Annotated in this window: 23 protein-coding genes; 10 read left to right on the top strand and 13 right to left on the bottom strand. The window is 59.5% G+C overall.

The window, feature by feature from the left end:
- Window positions 1–29: 29 nt before the first annotated feature.
- Both AC3WN7_RS03910 and AC3WN7_RS03905 read right to left on the bottom strand, forming a co-directional pair.
- Entirely contained in the window at window positions 30–227 is a 198-nt protein-coding gene (locus tag AC3WN7_RS03910; protein ID WP_007895266.1) for a YbdD/YjiX family protein, read from the bottom strand.
- 15 nt (window positions 228–242) lie between these two features.
- Entirely contained in the window at window positions 243–2,309 is a 2,067-nt protein-coding gene (locus AC3WN7_RS03905; RefSeq protein WP_095965664.1) for a carbon starvation CstA family protein, read from the bottom strand.
- A 160-nt stretch (window positions 2,310–2,469) separates the two neighbouring features.
- On the opposite strand from AC3WN7_RS03905, the gene AC3WN7_RS03900 reads away from it, so the two are divergent.
- Window positions 2,470–2,838, top strand: coding sequence for a PilZ domain-containing protein (locus tag AC3WN7_RS03900; RefSeq protein ID WP_095965665.1), 369 nt, complete (start codon window positions 2,470–2,472; stop codon window positions 2,836–2,838).
- 145 nt (window positions 2,839–2,983) lie between these two features.
- Here the strand turns inward: AC3WN7_RS03900 and radA are convergent, their stop codons facing one another.
- Window positions 2,984–4,351, bottom strand: a complete 1,368-nt coding sequence (gene radA / locus AC3WN7_RS03895; RefSeq protein ID WP_007981045.1) for a DNA repair protein RadA — start codon at window positions 4,349–4,351, stop codon at window positions 2,984–2,986.
- Between the two features lie 603 nt (window positions 4,352–4,954).
- On the opposite strand from radA, the gene mscL reads away from it, so the two are divergent.
- Window positions 4,955–5,368: a large-conductance mechanosensitive channel protein MscL gene (gene mscL / locus AC3WN7_RS03890; protein ID WP_102673630.1), complete on the top strand. Its 414-nt coding sequence runs from the start codon at window positions 4,955–4,957 to the stop codon at window positions 5,366–5,368.
- A gap of 44 nt (window positions 5,369–5,412) precedes the next feature.
- Here mscL and AC3WN7_RS03885 read toward each other — a convergent pair whose 3' ends face one another.
- Window positions 5,413–6,189, bottom strand: coding sequence for a ferredoxin--NADP reductase (locus tag AC3WN7_RS03885; RefSeq protein WP_095965667.1), 777 nt, complete (start codon window positions 6,187–6,189; stop codon window positions 5,413–5,415).
- A gap of 306 nt (window positions 6,190–6,495) precedes the next feature.
- On the opposite strand from AC3WN7_RS03885, the gene AC3WN7_RS03880 reads away from it, so the two are divergent.
- Window positions 6,496–7,209: a helix-turn-helix transcriptional regulator gene (locus tag AC3WN7_RS03880; protein ID WP_102673631.1), complete on the top strand. Its 714-nt coding sequence runs from the start codon at window positions 6,496–6,498 to the stop codon at window positions 7,207–7,209.
- Between the two features lie 175 nt (window positions 7,210–7,384).
- Window positions 7,385–8,509, top strand: a complete 1,125-nt coding sequence (locus tag AC3WN7_RS03875) for a methyltransferase (RefSeq protein ID WP_102673632.1) — start codon at window positions 7,385–7,387, stop codon at window positions 8,507–8,509.
- A gap of 64 nt (window positions 8,510–8,573) precedes the next feature.
- Here AC3WN7_RS03875 and AC3WN7_RS03870 read toward each other — a convergent pair whose 3' ends face one another.
- The 3 genes from AC3WN7_RS03870 to AC3WN7_RS03860 form a co-directional block, all read right to left on the bottom strand.
- Window positions 8,574–8,741 carry a DUF2474 domain-containing protein gene (locus AC3WN7_RS03870; RefSeq protein WP_007975773.1) on the bottom strand — a complete coding sequence of 56 codons (168 nt, stop codon included), beginning with the start codon at window positions 8,739–8,741 and terminating at the stop codon, window positions 8,574–8,576.
- An 81-nt stretch (window positions 8,742–8,822) separates the two neighbouring features.
- Entirely contained in the window at window positions 8,823–9,830 is a 1,008-nt protein-coding gene (cydB, locus tag AC3WN7_RS03865) for a cytochrome d ubiquinol oxidase subunit II (RefSeq protein WP_095965670.1), read from the bottom strand.
- A 3-nt stretch (window positions 9,831–9,833) separates the two neighbouring features.
- Window positions 9,834–11,270 (bottom strand): cytochrome ubiquinol oxidase subunit I, encoded by a 1,437-nt coding sequence (locus AC3WN7_RS03860; protein ID WP_095965671.1) that lies wholly within the window; start codon window positions 11,268–11,270, stop codon window positions 9,834–9,836.
- Between the two features lie 408 nt (window positions 11,271–11,678).
- Between AC3WN7_RS03860 and AC3WN7_RS03855 the strand changes: the two genes are divergently transcribed.
- Entirely contained in the window at window positions 11,679–12,929 is a 1,251-nt protein-coding gene (locus AC3WN7_RS03855; RefSeq protein ID WP_095965672.1) for an MFS transporter, read from the top strand.
- A 5-nt stretch (window positions 12,930–12,934) separates the two neighbouring features.
- Here the strand turns inward: AC3WN7_RS03855 and AC3WN7_RS03850 are convergent, their stop codons facing one another.
- A complete protein-coding gene (locus AC3WN7_RS03850) occupies window positions 12,935–13,486 on the bottom strand; it encodes a DJ-1 family glyoxalase III (protein ID WP_007975779.1) in 552 nt (183 codons plus the stop codon).
- Window positions 13,487–13,554: 68 nt separating this feature from the next.
- Window positions 13,555–14,001, bottom strand: coding sequence for a DUF4879 domain-containing protein (locus AC3WN7_RS03845; RefSeq protein ID WP_102673633.1), 447 nt, complete (start codon window positions 13,999–14,001; stop codon window positions 13,555–13,557).
- 222 nt (window positions 14,002–14,223) lie between these two features.
- Here AC3WN7_RS03845 and AC3WN7_RS03840 point away from each other — a divergent pair, with 222 nt between their 5' ends.
- Together AC3WN7_RS03840 and trmA are read left to right on the top strand one after the other, a co-directional pair.
- Window positions 14,224–15,519, top strand: a complete 1,296-nt coding sequence (locus AC3WN7_RS03840; RefSeq protein ID WP_102673634.1) for an NCS2 family permease — start codon at window positions 14,224–14,226, stop codon at window positions 15,517–15,519.
- Window positions 15,516–16,595 carry a tRNA (uridine(54)-C5)-methyltransferase TrmA gene (gene trmA / locus AC3WN7_RS03835; protein ID WP_095965675.1) on the top strand — a complete coding sequence of 360 codons (1,080 nt, stop codon included), beginning with the start codon at window positions 15,516–15,518 and terminating at the stop codon, window positions 16,593–16,595. The genes AC3WN7_RS03840 and trmA overlap by 4 nt, the downstream gene beginning before the upstream one ends.
- A gap of 54 nt (window positions 16,596–16,649) precedes the next feature.
- Here trmA and AC3WN7_RS03830 read toward each other — a convergent pair whose 3' ends face one another.
- Together AC3WN7_RS03830 and AC3WN7_RS03825 are read right to left on the bottom strand one after the other, a co-directional pair.
- Complete coding sequence (locus AC3WN7_RS03830) at window positions 16,650–17,108, bottom strand: DUF2442 domain-containing protein (protein ID WP_102673635.1); 459 nt, start codon at window positions 17,106–17,108, stop codon at window positions 16,650–16,652.
- Window positions 17,105–17,533 carry a DUF4160 domain-containing protein gene (locus tag AC3WN7_RS03825; protein ID WP_095965677.1) on the bottom strand — a complete coding sequence of 143 codons (429 nt, stop codon included), beginning with the start codon at window positions 17,531–17,533 and terminating at the stop codon, window positions 17,105–17,107. Before AC3WN7_RS03825 ends, AC3WN7_RS03830 begins: the two co-directional genes overlap by 4 nt.
- Window positions 17,534–17,759: 226 nt before the next feature.
- Here AC3WN7_RS03825 and AC3WN7_RS03820 point away from each other — a divergent pair, with 226 nt between their 5' ends.
- The 3 genes from AC3WN7_RS03820 (at window position 17,760) to AC3WN7_RS03810 (ending at window position 20,112) form a co-directional block, all read left to right on the top strand.
- Complete coding sequence (locus AC3WN7_RS03820; RefSeq protein WP_095965678.1) at window positions 17,760–18,671, top strand: LysR family transcriptional regulator; 912 nt, start codon at window positions 17,760–17,762, stop codon at window positions 18,669–18,671.
- 140 nt (window positions 18,672–18,811) lie between these two features.
- Window positions 18,812–19,252 (top strand): type II 3-dehydroquinate dehydratase, encoded by a 441-nt coding sequence (gene aroQ / locus AC3WN7_RS03815; RefSeq protein WP_095965679.1) that lies wholly within the window; start codon window positions 18,812–18,814, stop codon window positions 19,250–19,252.
- 5 nt (window positions 19,253–19,257) lie between these two features.
- The gene (locus AC3WN7_RS03810) at window positions 19,258–20,112 is read left to right on the top strand and encodes a shikimate dehydrogenase (protein ID WP_102673699.1); all 855 of its coding nucleotides are present in this window, start codon (window positions 19,258–19,260) and stop codon (window positions 20,110–20,112) included.
- Window positions 20,113–20,191: 79 nt separating this feature from the next.
- Here the strand turns inward: AC3WN7_RS03810 and AC3WN7_RS03805 are convergent, their stop codons facing one another.
- Window positions 20,192–20,869, bottom strand: coding sequence for a TetR/AcrR family transcriptional regulator (locus AC3WN7_RS03805; RefSeq protein WP_095965680.1), 678 nt, complete (start codon window positions 20,867–20,869; stop codon window positions 20,192–20,194).
- A 102-nt stretch (window positions 20,870–20,971) separates the two neighbouring features.
- Window positions 20,972–22,873, bottom strand: a complete 1,902-nt coding sequence (gene quiC / locus AC3WN7_RS03800) for a 3-dehydroshikimate dehydratase QuiC (RefSeq protein WP_102673636.1) — start codon at window positions 22,871–22,873, stop codon at window positions 20,972–20,974.
- Window positions 22,874–22,888: the final 15 nt, after the last annotated feature.

Genomic DNA, 22,888 nt, shown 5'->3' with positions numbered 1-22,888 from the left:
CCATCGCGAGCAAGCTCGCTCCCACAAGATCAACAGCACTTCGGCCCACCCTTGCCACCGTAACGGGCTTCCTGACGCTCCCGAAAGAACATCTCGTAGCTCATCACCGGTTTGTCCGGGTGCTTGGTCTGCATGTGCTCGACGTAGTTGTCGTAGTCGGGCATGCCGACCATCAGGCGCGCGGCCTGACCGAGGTATTTACCGAGGCGACTCAGGTCATTGAACATGATGCAAATCCTCGATCACGCTTCCGGCAGCGCCTGGAATGGCGCTTCTTTATCCGTACGCTCTTTGCTGCCCCAGGCGGAAATACCGACCTTGAGCGCATAGAACAGGATGCTGAACACCACGCACAGGAACAGCGCGGTCAGCGTGGCGTTGGTGTAGGCGTTGAAAATCACGTGCTGCATCTGCGTGATGTCCTTGGCCGGGGCGAGGATCTGGCCGTTAGCCAATGCATCGCTGTATTTTTTCGCCAGGGCGAGGAAGCCGATCGCCGGGTTGGCATCGAACAGCTTGATGAAGCCGGCGGTGGTGGTACAAATCAGCAACCACATGGCCGGCACCAGGGTCACCCAAATGTAGCGCTGGCGTTTCATCTTGATCAGCACCACGGTGCCGAGCATCAGCGCGATACCGGCCAGCATCTGGTTGGAGATACCGAACAGCGGCCACAAGGTGTTGATGCCGCCCAGCGGGTCGATCACGCCCTGGTACAGCAGATAACCCCACATGGCCACGCAACCGGCGGTAGCGATCAGGTTGGCGGTCCAGGATTCGGTGCGGCGCAGGGCCGGCACGAACGAACCGAGCAGATCCTGAAGCATGAAGCGCCCGGCACGGGTACCGGCGTCGACTGCAGTCAGGATGAACAGCGCTTCGAACAGGATCGCGAAGTGGTACCAGAACGCCATGGTGTTCTCGCCCGGCAGAACACTGTGCAGGATCTGCGCGATCCCCACCGCCAGGGTCGGCGCACCACCGGCACGGGCCAGGATGGTGGTTTCACCAATGTCATGGGCCACCGCTTGCAGGGCTTCCGGCGTGATCGCGAAGCCCCAGTTACTGACGGCTGTCGCAACGGCCACAACATCACCGCCGACCACGGCCGCCGGGCTGTTCATGGCGAAGTACACGCCAGGCTCGATCACCGAGGCGGCGACCATCGCCATGATGGCCACGAACGATTCCATCAGCATGCCACCGTAACCGATGTAGCGGGCATTGGTTTCGTTATCCAGCAGCTTTGGTGTGGTACCGGAAGAGATCAGCGCGTGGAAGCCCGACACCGCGCCACAGGCGATGGTGATGAACAGGAACGGGAACAGACCGCCCTTCCAGACCGGGCCGGTGCCGTCGATGAACTGGGTCAGGGCCGGCATTTTCAGCTCGGGCATGGTCACCAGGATACCGATGGCCAGGGCCACGATGGTGCCGATTTTCAGGAAGGTCGACAGGTAGTCACGGGGCGCCAGGATCAGCCACACCGGCAACACCGCCGCGACAAAACCGTAACCGATCAGCATCCAGGTGATTTGTACGCCAGTAAAGCTGAATGCCTTGGCCCACACCGGATCTGCGGCAATCTGCCCGCCAAGCCAGATGGAACCCAGCAGCAACAGCACGCCGATCACCGAGATCTCACCGATGCGGCCCGGGCGGATGTAGCGCATGTAGATGCCCATGAACATCGCGATCGGGATGGTCGCCATCACCGTGAAAATGCCCCAAGGGCTCTCGGCCAGGGCCTTGACCACGATCAGCGCCAGCACCGCGAGGATGATGATCATGATCAGGAAGCAACCGAACAGCGCGATGGTGCCAGGGATGCGGCCCATTTCTTCACGGACCATGTCGCCCAGGGAGCGGCCGTTGCGGCGGGTGGACATGAACAGGACCATGAAGTCCTGCACGGCACCGGCCAGCACTACGCCGGCAATCAGCCACAGCGTGCCGGGCAGGTAGCCCATCTGCGCCGCCAGTACCGGGCCGACCAGCGGACCGGCACCGGCAATGGCCGCGAAGTGGTGGCCGAACAGCACGTGTTTGTTGGTCGGAACGTAGTCCAGACCATCGTTATTGAGCACAGCCGGTGTGGCCCGTCGCGCATCGAGCTGCATGACATTGTTGGCGATGAACAGACTGTAGTAACGGTAGGCGACCAGATAGATGGCCACGGCAGCGACCACAATCCACAAGGCATTGATTGCCTCCCCTCGGCGTAATGCCACGACACCCAGGGCGCACGCACCTACGATTGCCAGCACCAGCCAGGGCAGATGGCGTAGCGGGCTATTATTATTTTTCATTTTATTATTCCAGCCAGAGTGGACAAGAAAGACAGCCACACCGAGTTTAGCGCTCCTGACGGCAAAGGCCATCCCCCGAGATAGGTCTGGACACCCGCCAGCGCTGGCAGCCTTGAAGAATGCAGGTCTATAGTCAGCGTACATCTACGAGGATCGTGCCATGAGCGAGCACCCTGCCGACCGTCGCCGCTTCAAACGTATTGCATTCGATGCCCGAACCGAGCTGAGTCAGGGTGAGTTCACCTGGCCGGTGAAGTTGGTTGATCTGTCGTTCAAAGGGGTGCTGATTGAGCGACCCGATTCGTGGCAGGGCAATCCGCAGCAGGACTTTCTGGTCAACATTCATCTGAGCGAAGGCGTCGACATCACCATGGATGCGCAACTGGCCCACGATGACCATGATCAACTGGGCTTTGCCTGCCTGCACATCAGTCTGGAGTCCATCGAACGGCTGCGGCGGCTGATCGAGCTCAACCTGGCTGATCCAGAAGAGTTGGAGCGCGAACTGGGTGCCTTGATCGAAGTTTGACAGCCTGTCATCTATTCAATGTGGGAGCGGGCTTGCTCGCGAAGAGGCCATTACATTCAGCATCTCTGTTGACTGACACACCGCGTTCGCGAGCAAGTCGGATCGCTGCACCGTCGCTCCCACAGGGTTGTGTATTAACCCGAAACTATTCGAACAACGCATCGAGCGCCTGCTCCAGACGGGTCACGGCAATAATCTGCAACCCCGGTGGCGCCTCCTTCGGTGCATTGCCCTTGGGCACGATGGCCCGCTTGAAGCCGTGCTTGGCAGCTTCCTTCAAACGCTCCTGACCGCTCGGCACCGGTCGCACCTCACCGGACAGCCCCACTTCGCCGAACACCAGCAGATCGTGAGGCAACGGCCGGTTGCGTAAACTGGACATCACTGCTGCCATCAACGCCAAGTCGGACGCCGTTTCGAGCACCTTGACCCCGCCGACCACGTTGAGAAACACGTCTTGGTCGTGGGTCGGAATGCCACCATGACGGTGCAGCACCGCCAGCAGCATCGCCAGCCGGTTTTGATCCAGCCCCAGCGTGACCCGCCGCGGGTTGGCCAAATGACTGTCGTCCACCAGCGCCTGTACCTCCACCAACATCGGCCGCGTGCCTTCCCACGTCGCCATCACCACACTGCCCGGGACCTCTTCCTGGGCCCGGGTCAGAAAAATCGCCGAAGGGTTGGAGACTTCTTTCAGGCCCTTGTCGGTCATGCCAAACACGCCCAGTTCATTGACTGCACCGAAACGGTTCTTCACCGCGCGCAGCAGACGCAGACGCCCGTCGGACTCGCCTTCGAAATACAGCACAGTGTCGACCATGTGCTCCAGAACCCGAGGGCCCGCCAGCGCGCCTTCCTTGGTGACGTGCCCCACCAGGAAAATCGCCGTACCGCTCTGCTTGGCATAACGCACCAGCAACGCCGCGCTTTCACGCACCTGGGATACACCACCCGGTGCCGATTGCAGTTGCTCGGTAAAGATCGTCTGGATCGAGTCGATCACCATCACCCGGGGCTTTTCCTGGCGGGCCGTGGCAATGATGGCTTCGATGCAGGTTTCGGTCATGACCCGCAGTTGATCCTGAGGCAAACCCAGGCGTCGCGCACGCATGGCCACTTGCTGTTGGGATTCTTCACCGGTGACGTACAGTGCCGGCATGCTCTTGGCGAGGTTACACAACGTTTGCAACAGAATGGTCGACTTGCCGATGCCCGGATCGCCACCGATCAGCACCACCGAGCCATCCACAAGGCCACCACCCAGAACCCGGTCGAGTTCGCTGGAAGCGGTGGAGAAACGAGGAACTTCTTCGACACTGACTTCAGCCAGCGTCTTGATCTGCGCCTGCTGCCCGGCCCAGCCGGTCCGACCGCTGGGGGCGGCTGCCCCGCCGCTTTCCACCATGGTTTCGGTGAGCGTGTTCCAGGCCCCGCATTCACCACACTGGCCGGCCCATTTGGGGAAGGTTGAGCCGCACTCGGTGCAGCCGTACATGCGCTTGGCCTTGGCCATCGGAACTCCCGGAAAAAAACGCGATGATAGCTCAGCTGAGGCACGCGAGTGCGGCCAGATATTTTGTAATCTTTTGAGTGATGTCAAATAGCCTTATTACGGTCGTGTTTTTTTGAAACACGACCGCTATACAAAACCTTGTATAAGTTTTCACCCAATACACTCAAAAAACACTTGATACGAGTCTCACTACCGCCTTAAAAACTTATACAAGCTTTATTCACTTTCATACCTGATGCATAACTTAAAAAACACTCAAACAAAACCGAGCCCAAACTAACAAAACAGTTAACAGCACTGCAGTTGCAGTCAATTTCAATGCCGGTTTTTTGTTTAACAACTACCCGAACAATTTCAACATCCCAACTCAAGGATGGTCCTTCAACCTGGTTCGTTCACACAGCGAAGTCATATCGCTGAAAAAAATCCAAAAGCGAACCGCCGCAGAAGGGCTGGCCGGCCCACAGACGAGATCAATCGACGAGTTCTCCATGACCACCCGGATCGATTGCTGGCAAGCACGGCAGGCCTTTGATTCGAGCAGAATGCGATTGGCTGATTTACACTGCGTTCATCAACCTCATCTGTAACAAGGAATAACCTATGGGCGTGCTAAACGAGTTCAAGGACTTCGCGGTCAAAGGCAACGTGGTCGACATGGCCGTCGGCATCATCATCGGCGCAGCCTTCGGCAAGATCGTCACATCGTTTGTCGGTGACCTGGTCATGCCGCCAATCGGGATGCTGATCGGTGGCGTGGACTTCAGTGATCTGGCCATAACGCTCAAGGCAGCAGAGGGTACGACTCCGGCGGTGGTGCTGGCCTATGGCAAATTCATCCAGACCATCATCGACTTCATCATTGTCGCCCTCGCGATCTTCGTGGGCGTCAAGGCCATCAACCGCCTGAAGCGCGAAGAGGCCGTGGCCCCTAGCCTGCCGCCGGTTCCAACCAAGGAAGAAGAGTTGCTGGGCGAGATCCGCGACTTGCTCAAGGTCCAGAACAACCGACCTTGACCGCACCCGCATAAAAACGGCGCCTTTTCGAGGCGCCGTTTTTTTTACCAGAAGTTTTCCACCGCCACCTGACCGGGTCGCCGGCTGAGGCTCAAGTGCATGTCCCGCTGTTTAAGCAGCTTGCGCGTGTCATCGATCATCTGCGGATTGCCGCACAACATGACCCGTGAGTGTTCAGGCGTCAGCGCAACACCCGCGGTGCGCTCCAGTTCGCCGCTTTCAATCAGCGTGGTGATCCGCCCGTTCAATGAGCCCGGATGCTGTTCACGAGTGACCGTGGTGATCAATTGCAGTTTGTGTGCGTACTCGGCCAGATAGTCACGTTGCGTCAGCCCCGCGATCAGTTCCTGATAAGCCAGTTCCCGGGCTTCACGAACGCTGTAGACCAGGATAATCCGCTCGAATCTCTCCCAGACTTCGAAGTCCTGCAGTATCGACAGGAACGGCGCCACGCCGGTCCCGGTGGATAACAGCCATAGATCGCGCCCATCGACAAAACGGTCCGGCGTCAGGTAGCCAAAGGCCTGGCGGTCGACCAGCAATTTGTCGCCAACAACCAGCCGGCTGAGCTCGCTGGTGAACTCACCGCCCGGTACGACAATGGAAAAGAACTCGAGGAACTCGTCAAAGGGTGAGGACACCATGGAGTAGGCGCGCCATACCGTGCTGCCATCAGCCCTGGTGACGCCCAACCGGGCAAACTGCCCCGCCCGAAAACGAAACCCCGCATCCCGCGTGGCACGCAGGGTAAACAGGTTCGGGGTCAACGGATGAACCTCGAGCAAGGTCTGACGGGTAAATTTTTCTTCGCTGACGGACATGGAAGGCTCCAATCAATAGATACCTCAGTGTCCCGCAAAGACGGCAGCATAAACACAGACATTTTGTAGTGTTATTGAATGTGCAACTTATTGATTATTCGAATCGAGAAACACCAGCCAACTTAAAATGACATATGGCATTTAACATTTCACGCACGACTTAAGAACCCGGAACACACTTTTCAGCAGTTAAAAGAGCAAAATCGTCGAACCACACTTGTCGGACATGTCCTACACTCCGTCACGTGTCGGACCTCGGATCCAAAGTCAGCACCTTCCGAAACATACTGTTGGAGAACCCCGTATATGGAAATCTGGAAGGAGTCACAGCTTCAACTGCTTTCTCAAACACAGGACATTCATACGGCCTATCGAATATCACTGAATTTCGTCAGGAACCTTGGATATAAATTTTGTGCCTTTTCAACCATTTCAGCCAACAGTCGCACTGATTGCTGCCCCGTCAACCTGAACAACTATCCACACGACTGGAACACACAGTATGAACAAAGCAATGCCAGCAAGATTGACCCAGTAGCAGCCTATTGCAATCACTCCATGCTACCCGTGCTCTGGAGCAAAGAGCTCTTCTGCGCAACCCCGTGGTTATGGCAACTGCTGCAACAGCAAGGCTTGGCGCATGGCTGGTCGCAAGCAATCCACGATGAAGAAACCGGCCTGCGCAGCATTCTCAGCCTGGCCCGAAGCCATTGCCCGATTTCAGCCTATGAGCTGTACGAGAATCTTGGATTCTCGGTGTTCATCAGTCGCCACCTGCACGCCCTGGCGATCAGGATGCAACCGAAAAAACCGGTTCGCACTCAAGCGCCCCCCTTGTCACGGCGGGAAATCGAAGTATTGAAACTGTCGGCCGATGGCAAGACGGCCTATGAAATTGCCAGGATCCTCAATTTGAGTGAACGCACGGTCAACTTTCATGTGCACAGGGCTATCGAAAAGCTCGGCGTCAACAACAAGATGGCGGCAGTCATGGCCGCGGTCCGGGCCAAAGTCATCTGAAAACGCCCGACCGCGGGAAAACCTGCGGGTAATCCAGACAAAAAAAACGTACCATTTGCGGTCCCTCCTGAGTGATGGCGTGTAAACCTTCACGACGCAGTACACTCGGACGGCTCCGCCCGCACCAACGCCTGAGGGCAGCGGGACATCCGTTGATTACCCAGAGCCCCGCCCCATGCCTTTGCTCGAAACACCTTTCGCCAGCCTCGACCTGATCCGCCAGCCTGAACAGCAGAACGAACCGTTGCAAGCTTTCGATGCGGCTGATGAATACCTGCTCAACCATCTGGCCGAACAGCAACCGACGGCCGATACCCGGGTATTGGTGCTCAACGACAGTTTCGGCGCCCTGGCGGCCAGCCTGACGGGCAAGGTGCGGGTAGTCAGTAGCGGTGATTCATTCCTGGCCTTGCAGGGTCTTGAAAAGAACCTGGTGCGCAACGGCCTGGCGTTTGATGCGGTACCGAGCGTCCCCGCCAGCGAGCCCCCCGTCGGGCCCTTCGACTGCGTGCTGATCCGCGTACCGAAAACCCTGGCACTGCTGGAAGAGCAGCTGATCCGCCTGCAAGGCCAACTGGCACCCGGCGCCCAAGTGGTCGCCGCGGCCATGATCAAGCACCTGCCTCGGGCAGCGGGCGATTTGCTGGAGCGTTACATCGGCCCCGTACAAGCCTCGCTGGCGGTAAAGAAGGCGCGGTTGTTGATTGCCACGGCGCAAGACAAACCCCCGGCTGTGTCGCCTTATCCGACACGGTACAGACTCGACGAACCGGCTATCGAACTGCTCAACCACGCCAATGTGTTTTGCCGCGAAGGCCTGGACATCGGCACCCGAGCGTTTTTGCCACACCTGCCGAAAAACCTTGGCTCGGCGCGGGTTGCCGATCTCGGCTGCGGCAACGGCGTCCTGGCCATCGCCAGCGCCCTGCAAAACCCTGAGGCCCACTACACGCTGGTGGACGAATCGTTCATGGCCGTGCAATCGGCTGCCGAAAACTGGCGCGCAGCGTTGGGTGAGCGGGAAGTGATCGTACGTGCCGGCGATGGCCTGGCCGGCCAGGAACCGCAATCGCTTGACGTGGTGCTGTGCAATCCGCCGTTTCACCAGCAACAGGTCGTGGGCGACTTCCTGGCGTGGCGGATGTTCCAGCAAGCGCGCGAAGCGCTGGTTGTGGGCGGCGCGCTGTACATCGTCGGCAATCGTCACCTGGGTTACCACAGCAAGCTGGCGCGATTGTTCCGTGGCGTCGAGCAAGTAGCAGCCAATCCGAAATTCGTGATCCTCAAGGCGCGCAAGTAACAGGCAAAAAAAACCCTCCGGTCGGAGGGTTGTAAATCCGCGCCTTGAGGCTGCGGGAGAGATGTCAGTGCGTCGTCAGACCGGCCGCGTTCATGAACAGACGCATCAGGCTGGCGACGATGAACAAGGCGCCCACGCTGCCGACCCAGATCAGGGCCAACCAGCCGAGCCGCTGCCACAGCGGTTTTTTTTCGGCTTCTTCAATGTCGTGCAGGGAATGTTTGGCGGCCATAACGTCAATCCTCTTCAAAATTGATGGCGTCGCTTCCGACGCCATCGCGAGCAAGCTCGCTCCCACAGGTTTTCTATAGGGCTAGTGGTAACCGTCTTCATGGGTGACCTTGCCGCGGAACACGTAGTAGCTCCAGAAGGTGTAGCCCAGGATGAACGGGATGATGAACAGCGTGCCCACCAGCATGAAACCCTGACTTTGCGGCGGCGCGGCGGCGTCCCAGATCGAGATCGACGGCGGGATGATGTTCGGCCACAGGCTGATGCCCAACCCGCTGTAACCGAGGAAGATCAGCACCAGGGTCAACAGGAACGGCGTGTAATGCGCGTTGCGGGCCACGGCGCGGATCAGGCCGTACATCGTCACCAGCACCAGAATCGGCACCGGCATGAACCAGAACAGATTCGGCATGGTGAACCAGCGTGCGGCGATTTCCGGGTGGGCCAACGGGGTCCAGATGCTGACGATGCCGATCACCGCCAGCAGTACGAAGGCCAATGGCCGTGCCAGGTCATGCATCTGCTCCTGCAACTTGCCTTCGGTCTTCATGATCAGCCAGGTGCAACCGAGCAATGCATAGGCCACCACCAGCGCCGCGCCACAGAACATCGTGAACGGTGTCAGCCAGTCCAGTGAACCACCGGCGAACTGCCGGTTGACCACCGGCAGCCCATCGATGAACGCACCGAGCGCAACGCCCTGGAAAAACGTCGCGGTGATCGAGCCACCGATGAACGCCTTGTCCCACAGGTGGCGCTTGTCGTCCCTGGCCTTGAAGCGGAACTCGAAGGCTACGCCGCGGAAGATCAGCCCGATCAACATCAGGATCAGCGGCAGGTACAACGCCGAGAGCACCACCGAATAGGCCAGCGGAAACGCGCCGAACAACGCCGCGCCGCCCAACACCAGCCAGGTCTCGTTGCCGTCCCAGACCGGGGCGACGGTGTTCATCATCACATCGCGATCGGTCTTGCCCGGAATGAACGGGAAGAGAATGCCGATGCCCAGGTCGAAGCCGTCCATGACCACGTACATCATGATGCCGAAGATGATGATCACGGCCCAGATCAGCGGAAGATCAATACCCATGATTCAAATCTCCTTGGTCAGGCTGTGGCCGGCATCGGCGTGATCGTCGTCGGCGGCGGACAGTGGACGAGCCGGTGTGCGTTTCTGGCCTGGGCCTCCGTCGTTGGTTTCCTTGCCTTCGTCGATCTTCGGCCCCTTGCGCACCAGGCGCATCATGTAGCCAAGTCCGGCTCCAAACAGCGCGAAATACACCACGACGAACAGGATCAGGGTGATGCTCATCTGCATGACGCTATGGTTGGACGACGCATCCGCCGTGCGCATCAGGCCGTAGACCACCCACGGCTGACGGCCGATTTCGGTGGTAAACCAGCCGGCGAGGATCGCGATCAGGCCTGACGGCCCCATCCACAACGCCAGGTACAGGAACGGCCGCGAGGTGTAGAGGGTGTCGCGCTTGCGCAGCCACAGGCTCCACAAACCGGTGAAGATCATCAGCATGCCCAGGCCCACCATGATCCGGAACGACCAGAACACAATGGTCGAATTTGGCCGGTCTTCAGGCGGGAACTCCTTGAGTGCCGGCACTTGCTTGTCCAGGGAGTGCGTGAGGATCAGGCTGCCCAGGTACGGGATCTCGACGGCGAACCTGGTTTTTTCCTCCTTCATGTCCGGCCAGCCGAACAGGATCAGCGGAGTCGCCTCGTTACCCTTGTTTTCCCAGTGCCCCTCGATCGCGGCGATTTTCGCCGGCTGATGCTCAAGTGTATTGAGGCCGTGGAAGTCGCCGATGACCGCCTGGATCGGCGCAACGATCAATGCCATCCACATGGCCATCGAGAGCATTTTGCGGATCGCCGGGTTGTCCTTGCCGCGCAGCAAATGCCAGGCCGCGGAGGCACCCACGAAGAAGGCCGTAGCTACGAACGCCGCCGTGGCCATGTGCATCAGGCGATAGGGAAACGACGGGTTGAAGATAACGGCCAACCAGTCGGTGGGTATGACCTGCCCGTTGACGATCTCGAAGCCCTGCGGGGTCTGCATCCAGCTGTTGGAGGCGAGAATCCAGAAGGTCGAGATCAACGTACCGATGGCCACCATCACGGTGGCGAAGAAGTGCAGGCCACGCCCGACCTTGTTCCAGCCAAACAGCATGACCCCCAGGAACCCCGCCTCGAGGAAGAACGCCGTGAGCACTTCATAGGTCAGCAACGGCCCGGTAACCGATCCGGCGAAGTCCGAGAAGCGGCTCCAGTTGGTACCGAACTGATAGGCCATGACCAGGCCGGAAACCACGCCCATGCCGAAGTTGACGGCAAAGATCTTCGACCAGAAATGGTAGAGGTCACGGTAGGTGTCGTTATGGGTTTTCAGCCACAGGCCTTCGAGTACCGCCAGGTAACTCGCCAGGCCGATGGTGATGGCCGGAAACAGGATGTGGAACGAGATGGTGAACGCGAACTGGATTCGGGCGAGATCAAGTGCCTCTAAACCGAACATAAGTCTTCCTCTGTCAGGTAGTACGGCTGCTGGCTGGAAGCCTGCACCCACGGCCCCCACGGAAATGGAGTGTGGCGAATCTCTGTTTGTTCTTTTTTTGCACGCATCACAACGCAGGGAGTCTGGCCTTGCGGCCGCCGGATCAATTCCATTTGTGGGTTTTGATCTGGATCAATCAACGTTGAAAGAGTAGTCCCAATTTCGGGGATGAACCGCGTGGTCTATTGCCGCGTGACAAGTTGCCTCATGGCCTTGGTCACGAGCTGAAATACATTTCCTGTCGAATCGTCGCACCGCCGCTCCCACAGGAAAATCGATGTCTGGCTAACTAAATTTTTTGTCATGGCAACTTCTTGTTACAGGTTGGTGATAATCTCGCTGTTCCCCTCTCCCCAGATTTCCCCGCAGATGCCCAGCCAAGAGCCCTTGCTGTTACGTCACCATCGCCCTTTTCTCGCGTTCTGGCTGGCCCGGATCTTTACCGCCAGCGGCTTCCAGATGCTCACCGTGGCCATCGGCTGGAACTTGTATCAATTGACCGGCAACGTGCTCGACCTGGGTCTGGTCGGCCTGGTCGAGTTCGCCCCGCGCGTGCTGTTCATGCTGCACACAGGGCACGTTGCCGACCGCTATGACCGGCGCAAGGTCGCGGCGATCTGCCAGTCCCTGCAGGCATTGATCGCCCTGTCGCTGGCCATCGGCAGCGCCACCGACCATGTCACCCGGGAAATGATCTTTATCCTGGCCTTCCTGCTCGGAGCCGCGCGCTCCTTTGAAATGCCGACCACCCAGGCCTTGCTGCCAAGCATCGTACCCAGCGCGCTGTTTCCCCGGGCAGTGGCCGCCGCACAATCGGCCCAGCAATCAGCCACCATCGTCGCCCCGGCCCTCGGCGGTTTGCTCTACGCCTTCGGCAGTGTCTGGGTGTATGGCCCGACGGTGCTGCTGTATGTCATCGCCTGTTCGCTGATGCTCAACCTGCCAGCCCGGCAGACGCCGCTGAACAAGGGCAAGGCCACACTGGATTCACTGCTCGCGGGCATCCGCTTCATCCGCAGTCGTCCGGACATTCTCGGGGCGATCTCCCTCGATCTGTTCGCGGTGCTATTGGGGGGTGCCACGGCACTGCTGCCGGTGTTCGCCAAGGACATCCTCCTGACCGGCCCGTGGGGGCTGGGCCTGTTGCGCTCGGCACCGGCAGTCGGTGCGCTGCTGATGTCGCTGTTCCTGGCGCGGTTTGCCGTGGAGCGCAACGTCGGGCGGGTGATGTTCACCGCCGTGGGCATCTTCGGCGTGGCAACCATCGCGTTCGGCCTGTCGACCTCGTTCTGGTTTTCCCTGGCGGTGTTGGTGGTGTTGGGCGCGGCAGACATGATCAGCATGGTGATCCGTGCCTCGTTCGTTCAACTGGAAACCCCGGACGAAATGCGCGGCCGGGTCAGCGCCGTGAACGGTCTGTTCATCGGTGCCTCGAACCAGTTGGGCGAATTCGAATCGGGCCTGACTGCCCACTGGTTCGGCACCGTGCCAGCCGTGGTCATGGGCGGGATCGGCACGCTGGTGGTGACCGGGGTGTGGGTCAAACTATTCCCGACCCTGGCCAGCCGCGATCGCATGCACGTGGCTAAAGATGAAGAGAAGCAAGCGGCGAAAGTCTAAGCGGGCTACACCAACAACTCCCCCGCCACCGCCGCACGTGTGGCTTTTCCACAGAGTTGTTCCACCAGGGCCAGGGCAAATGCCAATGCGCCAGCCGAGCCCTGGGCGGTGATGCAGTTGCCATCGACCACTACCGGTTGATCGACGAAGTTACAACCCAACAGTTGATGGCTGGCCGATGGCAGACAGGTCATGCGCCGTTGACGCAAAACGCCAAAGGCTTGCAGCGCCACGGCGGGCGCTTCGGCGATGCCGGCGAACAGGCGACCGGCTGCCGCCTGATCCTTGATCAATTGTTGCAGGGGTTGGTGGGCTGCCAAGTGCTGTGCCCCCACAGCGCCACCCGGCAAGGCAATCAGGTCGAAAGGCTGCGCCAGCAAGTCCACCAGCATGGCATCGGACGTCAGCCGAGTGCCGCGGGCGCAAGTGAGCATGCGCCGCCCTTCGATACTGGCCACCACCACTTCTATTTTGGCGCGGCGCAGTACGTCGATCAGGGTCACGGTCTGCAGGTCATCGGTGCCCTCGGCGAGGGCAATCAAGGCTCTAAAGGTCATCAGGTACTGTCCACGGAATGATCTTTTAAGCGTAGTCAGCTTTCCCGCGCCTTGTTCGAGACATGTGGCTACTGGATGTAAAGCTGCGTCGACATCGTATTGCCGGGCGCATTGATCGAGGTATTGCTGAAGGTCAATGTGCCTTCCTGCTTGCCCGCCAGATCGAGTGCATACAAATAGCCGACGGTTTTTTCCCCGGGGGTGCAACTGGTCAGGTTGCCGCTCTTGAACGCGCAGACCGGTGTGCGGGTGCCATTCACTTCAAAACCGTCCAGGGCGACATGGGCCTCACGCCCGTAACCTACTTCCAGCACGTACACCGTGATGTTCGGGCCATTGTGATCGCAGCGCGTGCGGGTTTGCCCTTCGTCGATATTTTCAACGCCACAGGACGGCGACGCGACTTTGAGCACTTTCAATTGACTCAATGGCGGGGCCGATGCCGCCGTGGCCGTTTGCGCCCCGAGAAGCAACGCCATCAATACGCCGAACACGCTAACCAGGCGCCTTTTCATGCAGTCCTTTCCACCCCGAAAAACCAGCGCGCAGTATGGCGCACTTGGCTTTGTCGCAAAACATCGACGACGATCACCGCCATAAGCAGCCATATTCCCAAGCTACTGGTATGATGCGCGGCTTTTTCCGGCCCACAGTAATTTCCAGGCGCGTTCTGCTGCCTGTGCTTTGCTGTTGAGGTCGATACATTCACGGCGCCCGGCGCGCCACGGGGAGCAGACATGCTGGAAAGGCTGTTTCAACTCAAGGCACACAACACCAACGTGCGGACCGAGATTCTGGCGGGCGTCACGACCTTTTTGGCCATGGCCTACATTCTGTTCGTCAACCCGAGCATCCTCGGCGAGACCGGCATGGACAAGGGCGCGGTGTTTGTCGCCACCTGTCTGGCAGCTGCCATCGGCTCGACGACCATGGGCCTGATCGCCAACTACCCGATCGCCCTCGCGCCGGGCATGGGCCTGAACGCCTTCTTTACCTACACCGTGGTCCTGCACATGGGCCATACCTGGCAAGTGGCGCTCGGCGCGGTATTCATCTCGGCAGTGTGTTTCTTCCTGCTGTCGATCTTCCGCATCCGTGAATGGATCATCAACAGCATCCCGTTGCCACTGCGTTCGGCCATTGCTGCCGGCATCGGCCTGTTCCTGGCGCTGATCGCCCTGCACAACGCCGGTATCGTGGTCAGCAACCAGGCGACCATGGTCGGCCTCGGCGACCTGAAACAACCGGCTCCGATCCTCGCCACCCTCGGTTTTGCCCTGATCGTAGCGCTTGAGGCCCTTGCCGTGCGCGGTGCGGTGCTGATCGGCATTCTGGTGGTGACCATCGTTTCGATCGTGATGGGTTTCACCCCGTTCGGCGGCGTGATGTCGATGCCACCGTCCCTGGCACCGACCTTCCTGCAACTGGACATCAAGGGCGCACTGGACATCGGTCTGGTCAGCGTGATCTTCGCCTTCCTGTTCGTCGACCTGTTCGATAACTCCGGTACTTTGATCGGCGTCGCCAAGCGCGCCGGTCTGATGCGCAAAGACGGTCACATGCCGAAAATGGGCCGCGCGCTGATCGCCGACAGTACCGCCGCCATGGCCGGTTCCCTGCTGGGCACTTCGACCACCACCAGCTACATCGAATCCGCCGCTGGCGTGAGTGCCGGCGGCCGCACTGGCTTGACCGCCATCGTGGTGGCGTTCCTGTTCCTGCTGGCGCTGTTCTTCTCGCCACTGGCCGCCAGCGTTCCGGCCTTCGCCACCGCCCCGGCCCTGCTGTTCGTCGCCGTGCTGATGACATCCGGCCTGGCCGAAATAGACTGGGACGACATTACCGTCGCCGCGCCGGTGGTGATCACCGCGCTGGCGATGCCGTTCACTTACTCCATCGCCAATGGCATCGCCTTCGGTTTCATTTCCTGGACCGCCATCAAGCTGATGTCCGGTCGTGGCCGTGAGCTGAACCCGGCGCTGGTGATCCTGTCGATTCTGTTCGTGATCAAGCTGGGTTGGTTCAACGCATGACTTTTGATTCCCAGGCCTATGCCGTTCAACTCGAAGAGAAGGTCACGCGTTTGCGTGACCTTCTGGCCCCGTTCGATGCACCCGAGCCGGCCGTTTTCGATTCGCCGCTGAAAAACTTCCGCCTGCGCGCCGAGTTCCGCCTGTGGCGTGAGGCCGGCGAGCGGCATTACGCGATGTTTTCCCAGGAAGACAAACGTACGCCCATCCTGATCGAAGAGTTCCCGATTGCCAGCCTGCGCATCAACCAGTTGATGCCGCAGCTCAAGGCCGCGTGGCAAGCCAGTGCGGCCCTGAGCCACAAGCTGTTCCAGGTGGAGTTCCTGACCACGCTGGCCGGCGACGCGATGATCACCCTGTGCTATCACCGCCCGCTGGACGAGCACTGGCATGCGGCGGCTTCGAAACTGGCGACGGACCTGAACGTCAGCATCATCGGTCGCTCCAAGGGCAAGCGCGAAGTCATCGGTCACGATTACGTGGTCGAGCAACTGGACGTCGGCGGTCGCACCTTCAGCTACCGCCAGCCGGAAGGCGCGTTCACCCAGCCCAACGGTACGGTGAACCAGAAGATGCTCAACTGGGCATACGATGCGCTCGGGGATCGCTCCGATGACTTGCTGGAGCTGTATTGCGGCAACGGCAACTTCACCCTGCCCCTCGCCACCCGCGTACGCAAAGTGCTCGCCACCGAAATCAGCAAGACCTCGGTCAACGCGGCGCTGAGCAATCTCAGCGAAAACGCTGTGGATAACGTCACCCTGGTGCGCTTGTCCGCCGAAGAGCTGACCGAAGCCCTGAACGAAGTGCGTCCGTTCCGCCGCCTGCACGGCATCGACCTCAAGAGCTACGAGTTCGGCAGCGTGTTCGTCGACCCGCCCCGCGCCGGCATGGACCCGGACACCTGCGAGCTGACCCGGCGCTTCGACAACATCCTGTACATCTCCTGCAATCCGCAGACCCTGGCAGCCAACATCGCCCAACTGCACGACACCCACCGCATCAGCCGGTGTGCGATGTTCGACCAGTTCCCGTGGACCCATCACATGGAATCCGGGGTGATGCTGACCCGGCGTTGATGGCATCTGCCAGGCACAAAAAAGCCGTCTTCACGACGGCTTTTTTGTGGGCGCTTACATGACAACATCGACCTTGCGCGGGCGCCCGCCTTTCCTGCCGTTGGCCCGCGCGGCTTCAGACTTTGCGGCGCTGCTCTGGCGACCATTGCGTGAAGCGACCACCGAGGCCGCCATGGTCATCAGCGGCTTGCTCGCAGAAATCATCCCGGCGATAGACACATGCAGGTCCTTGCCTTCATGGCACAGTGCAGTCCCCGCATAGCCAACAGTCAGGCTGGCGTAGTCCTCCCGCTCAAAATCATCGAACTCCGGATAGTTGGCCACGGGCAACAATACGCCGCTGCCGTCTTCGAAGCTGATGGCCAGACAAGGGGCCAGACAGGGAGCCAGGTAGGTAACCGCTGTCGCTTGCAGGCTGTTTTTTCTACGTGACTCACCCCGTTCGATGGCCTTGTCCAGGCTACTTTCCGTTACGGGATTATCGGCCTGAACCTTGGCTTTTATCGTTTTCATAACTCGATCTCCACACTTTCCTGTGCACCGATCAAGGACAGCAATGTCTTGTTCGATTCAGGTACATAGCAAGCCGATCCAATCATATTGGTCGTACTGGCAACCCGTTTCACCACAACGACTTCGTTGCTTTGCCAGTCCCACAGTTGATTATCAAGACAGGCCGTTTGTAGTTTTCGCCACCAGATGCCGCGGGCGCGTCGCAAATGGGCGGGTTGCTTGAGCGATTGGCGCAAACCCTCAAGCACCGCCAATGGTGGCCGACGCGAAAGCGGAACGACATCCCAGAGCTCGACACCGTTGTGCCAAAAGCTGAACCTGAATCTTGCACTCCACGTACCCGCTTCCACATGCGCATGAGGCGGACAATGCTCGTCTCGCAACATGATCACTACCGACAGTCCTTTGAAACTGCATACCTTCATGCTAACCCATCCGTTAGGTTTTTGAATCCGAGGATCCGGCATTCCCTTGAAAATCCGACCGCTGGCATTGGAAGCCGAATCATTTCTCCCGTCCTCAGGCTAGCGTTCTGGTGCTTCCCCGACCTGCGTAATACCGCGCGAATTGGTAAGAAATCCTTTCTTTACAGCGCTGGCACCTGATAAATACTGATCCAGCGTCTTCATCTGATCCCCGGTGTAATCAATCATGCAGCGACAATTCGACGATCTTCAGTTGGGCAGCATCGAGCTGTTTTGCCTGGCCGCCGAGGCTGGCAGTTTTACTGCCGCGGCGCTGGTGGCAGGTGTCACGCCCGCTGCCGTGAGCCGATCGGTGTCACGCATGGAAGAACGCCTGGGCGTGCGACTGTTCGCGCGCACCACGCGCAGCGTGAAACTCACTGACAGTGGTCGCCGTTATTACGAAGAATGTCGCCAGGCCCTCGCACAACTGGTCGAGGCCCAGCGCGAGGTCATGGGCCAGCAGCAAGTGCCGTCCGGTACTTTGCGCATCAGTATTCCGACCACCTACGCGCATCATCGAATCCTGCCGCTGCTGCCCGAATTTCGGGCGCGCTATCCCGCGGTGAAAGTCGAGTCGCATATCAGCAATCGCAACATCGATTTCGTTGGCGAAGGCTACGACATGGCGATTCGCGTGCGAGCCATCCCGGATTCCGGTCTGATCGCCCGACAGCTGGAAGATGCCGCCCTGGTGCTGATCGCCAGCCCTGATTACCTGAAACAGGCTGGCATTCCGCAAACCCTCGACGACCTCGAACACCACGAATGCATTCAATACGAGTTACCCAGCAGCGGCCGACGCATTGCCTGGTTGTTCAACGATGAAGGCGTGCCCCGGGAGATTCTGGCCGAGGGCAACCTCAGTTGTTCCGATGATGTATTGGGCGGGGTGACGCTGGCCAAACACGGGGCAGGGTTGTTTCAGACCTATCGTTTTATCGTGGAAAAGGAACTGGCCGACGGCTCACTGGTGGAAGTGCTCAAGCCCTATGGCGGGCGCTCGCGACCTTTCACCCTGCTGTACCCGCAAAGTCGACATGTACCGCTGCGCTTGAGGGCGTTCATTGATTTTCTGGTGGAACATTTGCCGCGCTGAACACAGAAAGTGTCCGATCATCGCCCACAAACCGCCAGTGTGCCGCCTCTTCAATTGACCAAATTAACTAGTTAGTACAATTTATCTCCACAGGCCGAGAACCTTGGCCGATTCCAACAATAAAAAGTGGAGAGATTCCGATGTCCCCTATCGTTCTGGTGCTCAACGGCCCGAACCTGAACCTGCTCGGCACCCGCGAACCGGCGACTTACGGTCACGAAACCCTGGCAGACATTTCGTCCCTGTGCGGACGCGCCGCCGAAGAGTTCGGCCTGGCGGTGGAGTTTCGCCAGACCAACCATGAGGGCGAACTGCTCGACTGGATTCACGCGGCCCGCGGTCGCTGCGCCGGGATCGTCATCAATCCCGCCGCGTGGACTCACACCTCGGTCGCCATCCGCGACGCCCTGGTCGCCAGCGAGCTGCCGGTCATCGAAGTCCACCTGTCCAACGTGCACGCCCGCGAGACCTTCCGCCACCACTCGTTCGTATCCGCTATTGCAACGGCGGTGATGGCCGGCTTCGGCAGTCACGGCTATCGCCTGGCGCTGGAACACTTCAGTCATCGTTTGAAGGGGTGATCGCCGTGACTCAGAACAACGTGGTACTGGCCGGGCTGATCGGCGCCGGCATCCAGGCTTCCCGCACACCGGCCTTGCACGAGCATGAAGGTGATGCCCAAGGGCTGCGCTACCTCTATCGTCTGATTGATCTTGATCAGTTGAAGCTCGACAGCAACGCCTTGCCCGACCTGTTGATGGCCGCCGAGCGCATGAACTTCACCGGTTTGAACATCACCTTTCCCTGCAAACAGGCAATCATCCCGCTGCTGGACGAACTCTCGCCGGAGGCCCGCGGTATCGGTGCGGTCAACACGGTGGTGCTCAAAGATGGCAAACGCATCGGCCACAACACCGATTGCCTGGGCTTTGCCGAGGGCTTTCGACGAGGTCTGAAAGGCGTTGCCGTTGAACGTGTCGTACAGATGGGCGCCGGCGGTGCAGGGGCGGCGGTGGCCCACGCCTTGTTGAGCGAGGGCGTACAGCAACTGAGCATTTTTGACGTGGACATCCGCCGCGCCCAGGACCTGGCCGACAACCTCAACCAGCATTTCGGTGTCGCTCTGGCGGTGGCCGGGTCTGACCTGCCAAGTGCCTTGGCCCAGGCTGACGGCCTGGTCAACACCACGCCGATGGGCATGAAAAAACTGCCGGGCATGCCGGTGCCGGTCGAGTTACTTCGAGCCGAGTTGTGGGTGGCGGAGATCGTTTACTTCCCGCTGGAAACCGAACTGCTGCGCAACGCCCGCGCCCTCGGCTGCCGGACGCTGGACGGCGGCAACATGGCGGTGTTTCAGGCGGTGAAGGCATTCGAGCTGTTCAGCGGCGTGGTGCCGGATGCCCAGAGAATGCTCGAGCATTTCCAGGGCATGAAGGACTGAAGATCAAAAAATCGCAGCCTTCGGCAGCTCCTGCGTCAATCGCATTGATCTGTAGGAACTGCCGAAGGCTGCGATCTTTTCAAACCTGCAAATAACGCAGCACCGACTCGCAAATCATCTCCCGATGACGCTGCTTGATGCGCTCATCCGGCAAGTCGATCTGGAAAATCTCACCCACGGTATGGCGGTTCGAGACGCGATAAAAGCAGAACGAACTGATCAGCAGATGCACATCCAGCGGCACCAGGCCGGCGCGGAATACACCCTCTTCAACGCCCCGACGCAGGATCACACCGAGGGAATCGAGAACGGTGTTGTTCAACGCCCTGATTGCATCGGAGCGCTTCACGTACTCGGCGTTGTGAATGTTTTCGATGCTGACGATGCGCACGAAGTCGACGTTGCGATCGTGGTGATCGAACGTGAATTCAACCAGCCGCCGAATCGCTTCCACCGGTGCCAGTTCGGTCAGGTGCAAACGGCTTTCAGTGTTGCGGATATCGCCGTAAAGTTTTTCCAGTACCTCGACATAGAGCTGCTCCTTGCTGCCGAAGTAGTAGTAGATCATGCGCTTGGAGGTGTGGATGCGCTCGGCGATGGCATCGACGCGGGCCCCGGAAAGCCCCTGCTGGACGAATTCGACAATCGCCTCCTGCAGGATGTTTTCGCGGGTCTTTTCCGGGTTGTTCTTGCGACTCTTGCGCGGCTCGGCACCGGGTTCTATGGAGGCTGCGGGGAGTTCTGAAGTCATTGTCATTGCGGGCTCACGGCCATCACTGCACAGGCTGGCGATTATGGGCTGCGCGGCACGGTGAAGGAAGCCGCGCGGCCCACGTTTAATCCCGCGTTTACGAATTTCCTACAACTTGGCCTGACGGATGGCTCCGCTTCGGGATTTGGCCATGGCCGCCAGCCGCACCGCGACGTTGGCCGCGCCGTAGCCGGCGTATCCGTTTTTACGCTGGATGATTTCAAAGAAAAACCGCCCCTCGAACGGCTCGGTATACACGTGAAACAGCTCCCCGCCCTGGGCGTCGCGGTCATACAACACGTTGTAGTAGGCCAGTTCGCTGAGGAAATCGTCGTCGAAGTCAAACCGCGCCGCCAGGTCATCGTAGTAGTTGAGCGGGATATCCAGCAGCGGCACGCCCGCCTCTTTTGCACGGCTGACCTGGGCAAAGATGTCATCACAATCAAAGGCTATGTGATGCACTCCAGAGCCGCGATAACTCGACAGCGCGTGTGAGATCGCGGTGTTGCGGTTCTCGGAAATGTTCAGCGGCAAGCGGATCGAACTGTCGCGACTGCGCAAGGCACGGCTCTTCACCAGACCATAAGGATCCGGCAGCACCACTTCATCGTCCGCTTCGAAATCCAGCAGGCTCTTGTAGAACAGCACCCAACTGTCGAGGCTGTCGGCCGGCAGCGCCATGGCCATGTGGTCAATGCGCTTGAGGCCGCCGCTGACAGGCGCTTGCGGGTACAGATTGAAGTCCGTGCCATAAACATCGGCGTGTTGATCCACCAGATAGATCAGGCTGCCATCCGGCGCACGCACCGCCGCCAGCTCCAGTTCGTTGGGGCCGACCAGCCCGCGATAGGGCTGGCCCTTGTAGGCTACGGCGCGGGCCAGCGCACTGGCGCTGTCCTTGACCCGCACGGCCGTAGCGCACAGCGAAGGGCCGTGGGCTTCGAAAAAGCTATGGCCGAAGGAGTACGGTTCGGAGTTGAGGATCAGGTTGATATCGCCCTGACGCAACAGGCTGACGCTCTTGGAGCGATGCTGACCGGCCTTGACGAAACCCAGTCGCTCCAGCCAATGGGAGAGCTTGGCGCCGAGGCTTTCATCCACGGCGAATTCGAGAAATTCGATGCCGTTGTACTCGCTGGCCTTGGGTGTTTCGAACAGAATCTCAGGGCTGGCCATTGGCTTGGCTTCCTGAGCCAGACGCTCGCGGGTTTTCTCTTCCAGGTACAACAACGAGCGCAAGCCGTCGGCGGCATTGGCCCGTGGCGGCGCGGCGCGGAAGCCGTCGTTGAAGATCTCCAGCGACAATGGCCCGGTGTAGCCGCTCTGGATGATCGGCGCGAGGAACCCTGGCAAGTCGAACTCACCCTGGCCCGGGAAGCAGCGAAAATGCCGGCTCCACTCCAGCACGTCCATGGCCAGGATCGGTGCGTCGGCCATTTGCACGAAGAAGATCTTGTCGCCGGGAATCTCGGCGATAGAACTTGGATCGCCCTTGAGCGACAAGGTGTGAAAGCTGTCCAGCAACACGCCAAGGCTTGGATGATCGGCCTGACGCACGATGTTCCACACCTGTTGATAGGTGTTCACATGCCGGCCCCAGGCCAGCGCTTCGTAACCGATGCGTAGACCACGGGCCCCGGCACGCTCAGCCAGCAGTCGCAAATCATCGACCAGAATCTGTTCATCACCGATGGAGTCGGCCGACGCGTTGCTGCACACCAGCACCAGGTCGGTGCCCAGTTCCTGCATCAGGTCGAATTTGCGCTCGGCACGTTCCAGATTGCGCGACAGCCGATCACGCCGGCAGCCTTCAAAATCACGGAAAGGTTGAAACAGGGTGATGGCGATCCCGAGATCGGCGCACATCTGTTTAATTTCCCGTGGGCTGCCGTCGTAGTAGAGAAGGTCGTTCTCGAAGATCTCCACACCGTCGAACCCGGCGGCGGCAATGGCTTCGAGTTTTTCCGGCAGGGTACCGCTCAAGGATACGGTGGCAATGGAACGCTGCATATTTCGACTCCCGGT

It is taken from the genome of Pseudomonas sp. FW305-70 (assembly GCF_058783925.1).
This window is presented reverse-complemented; position numbering and strand designations above follow the sequence as displayed.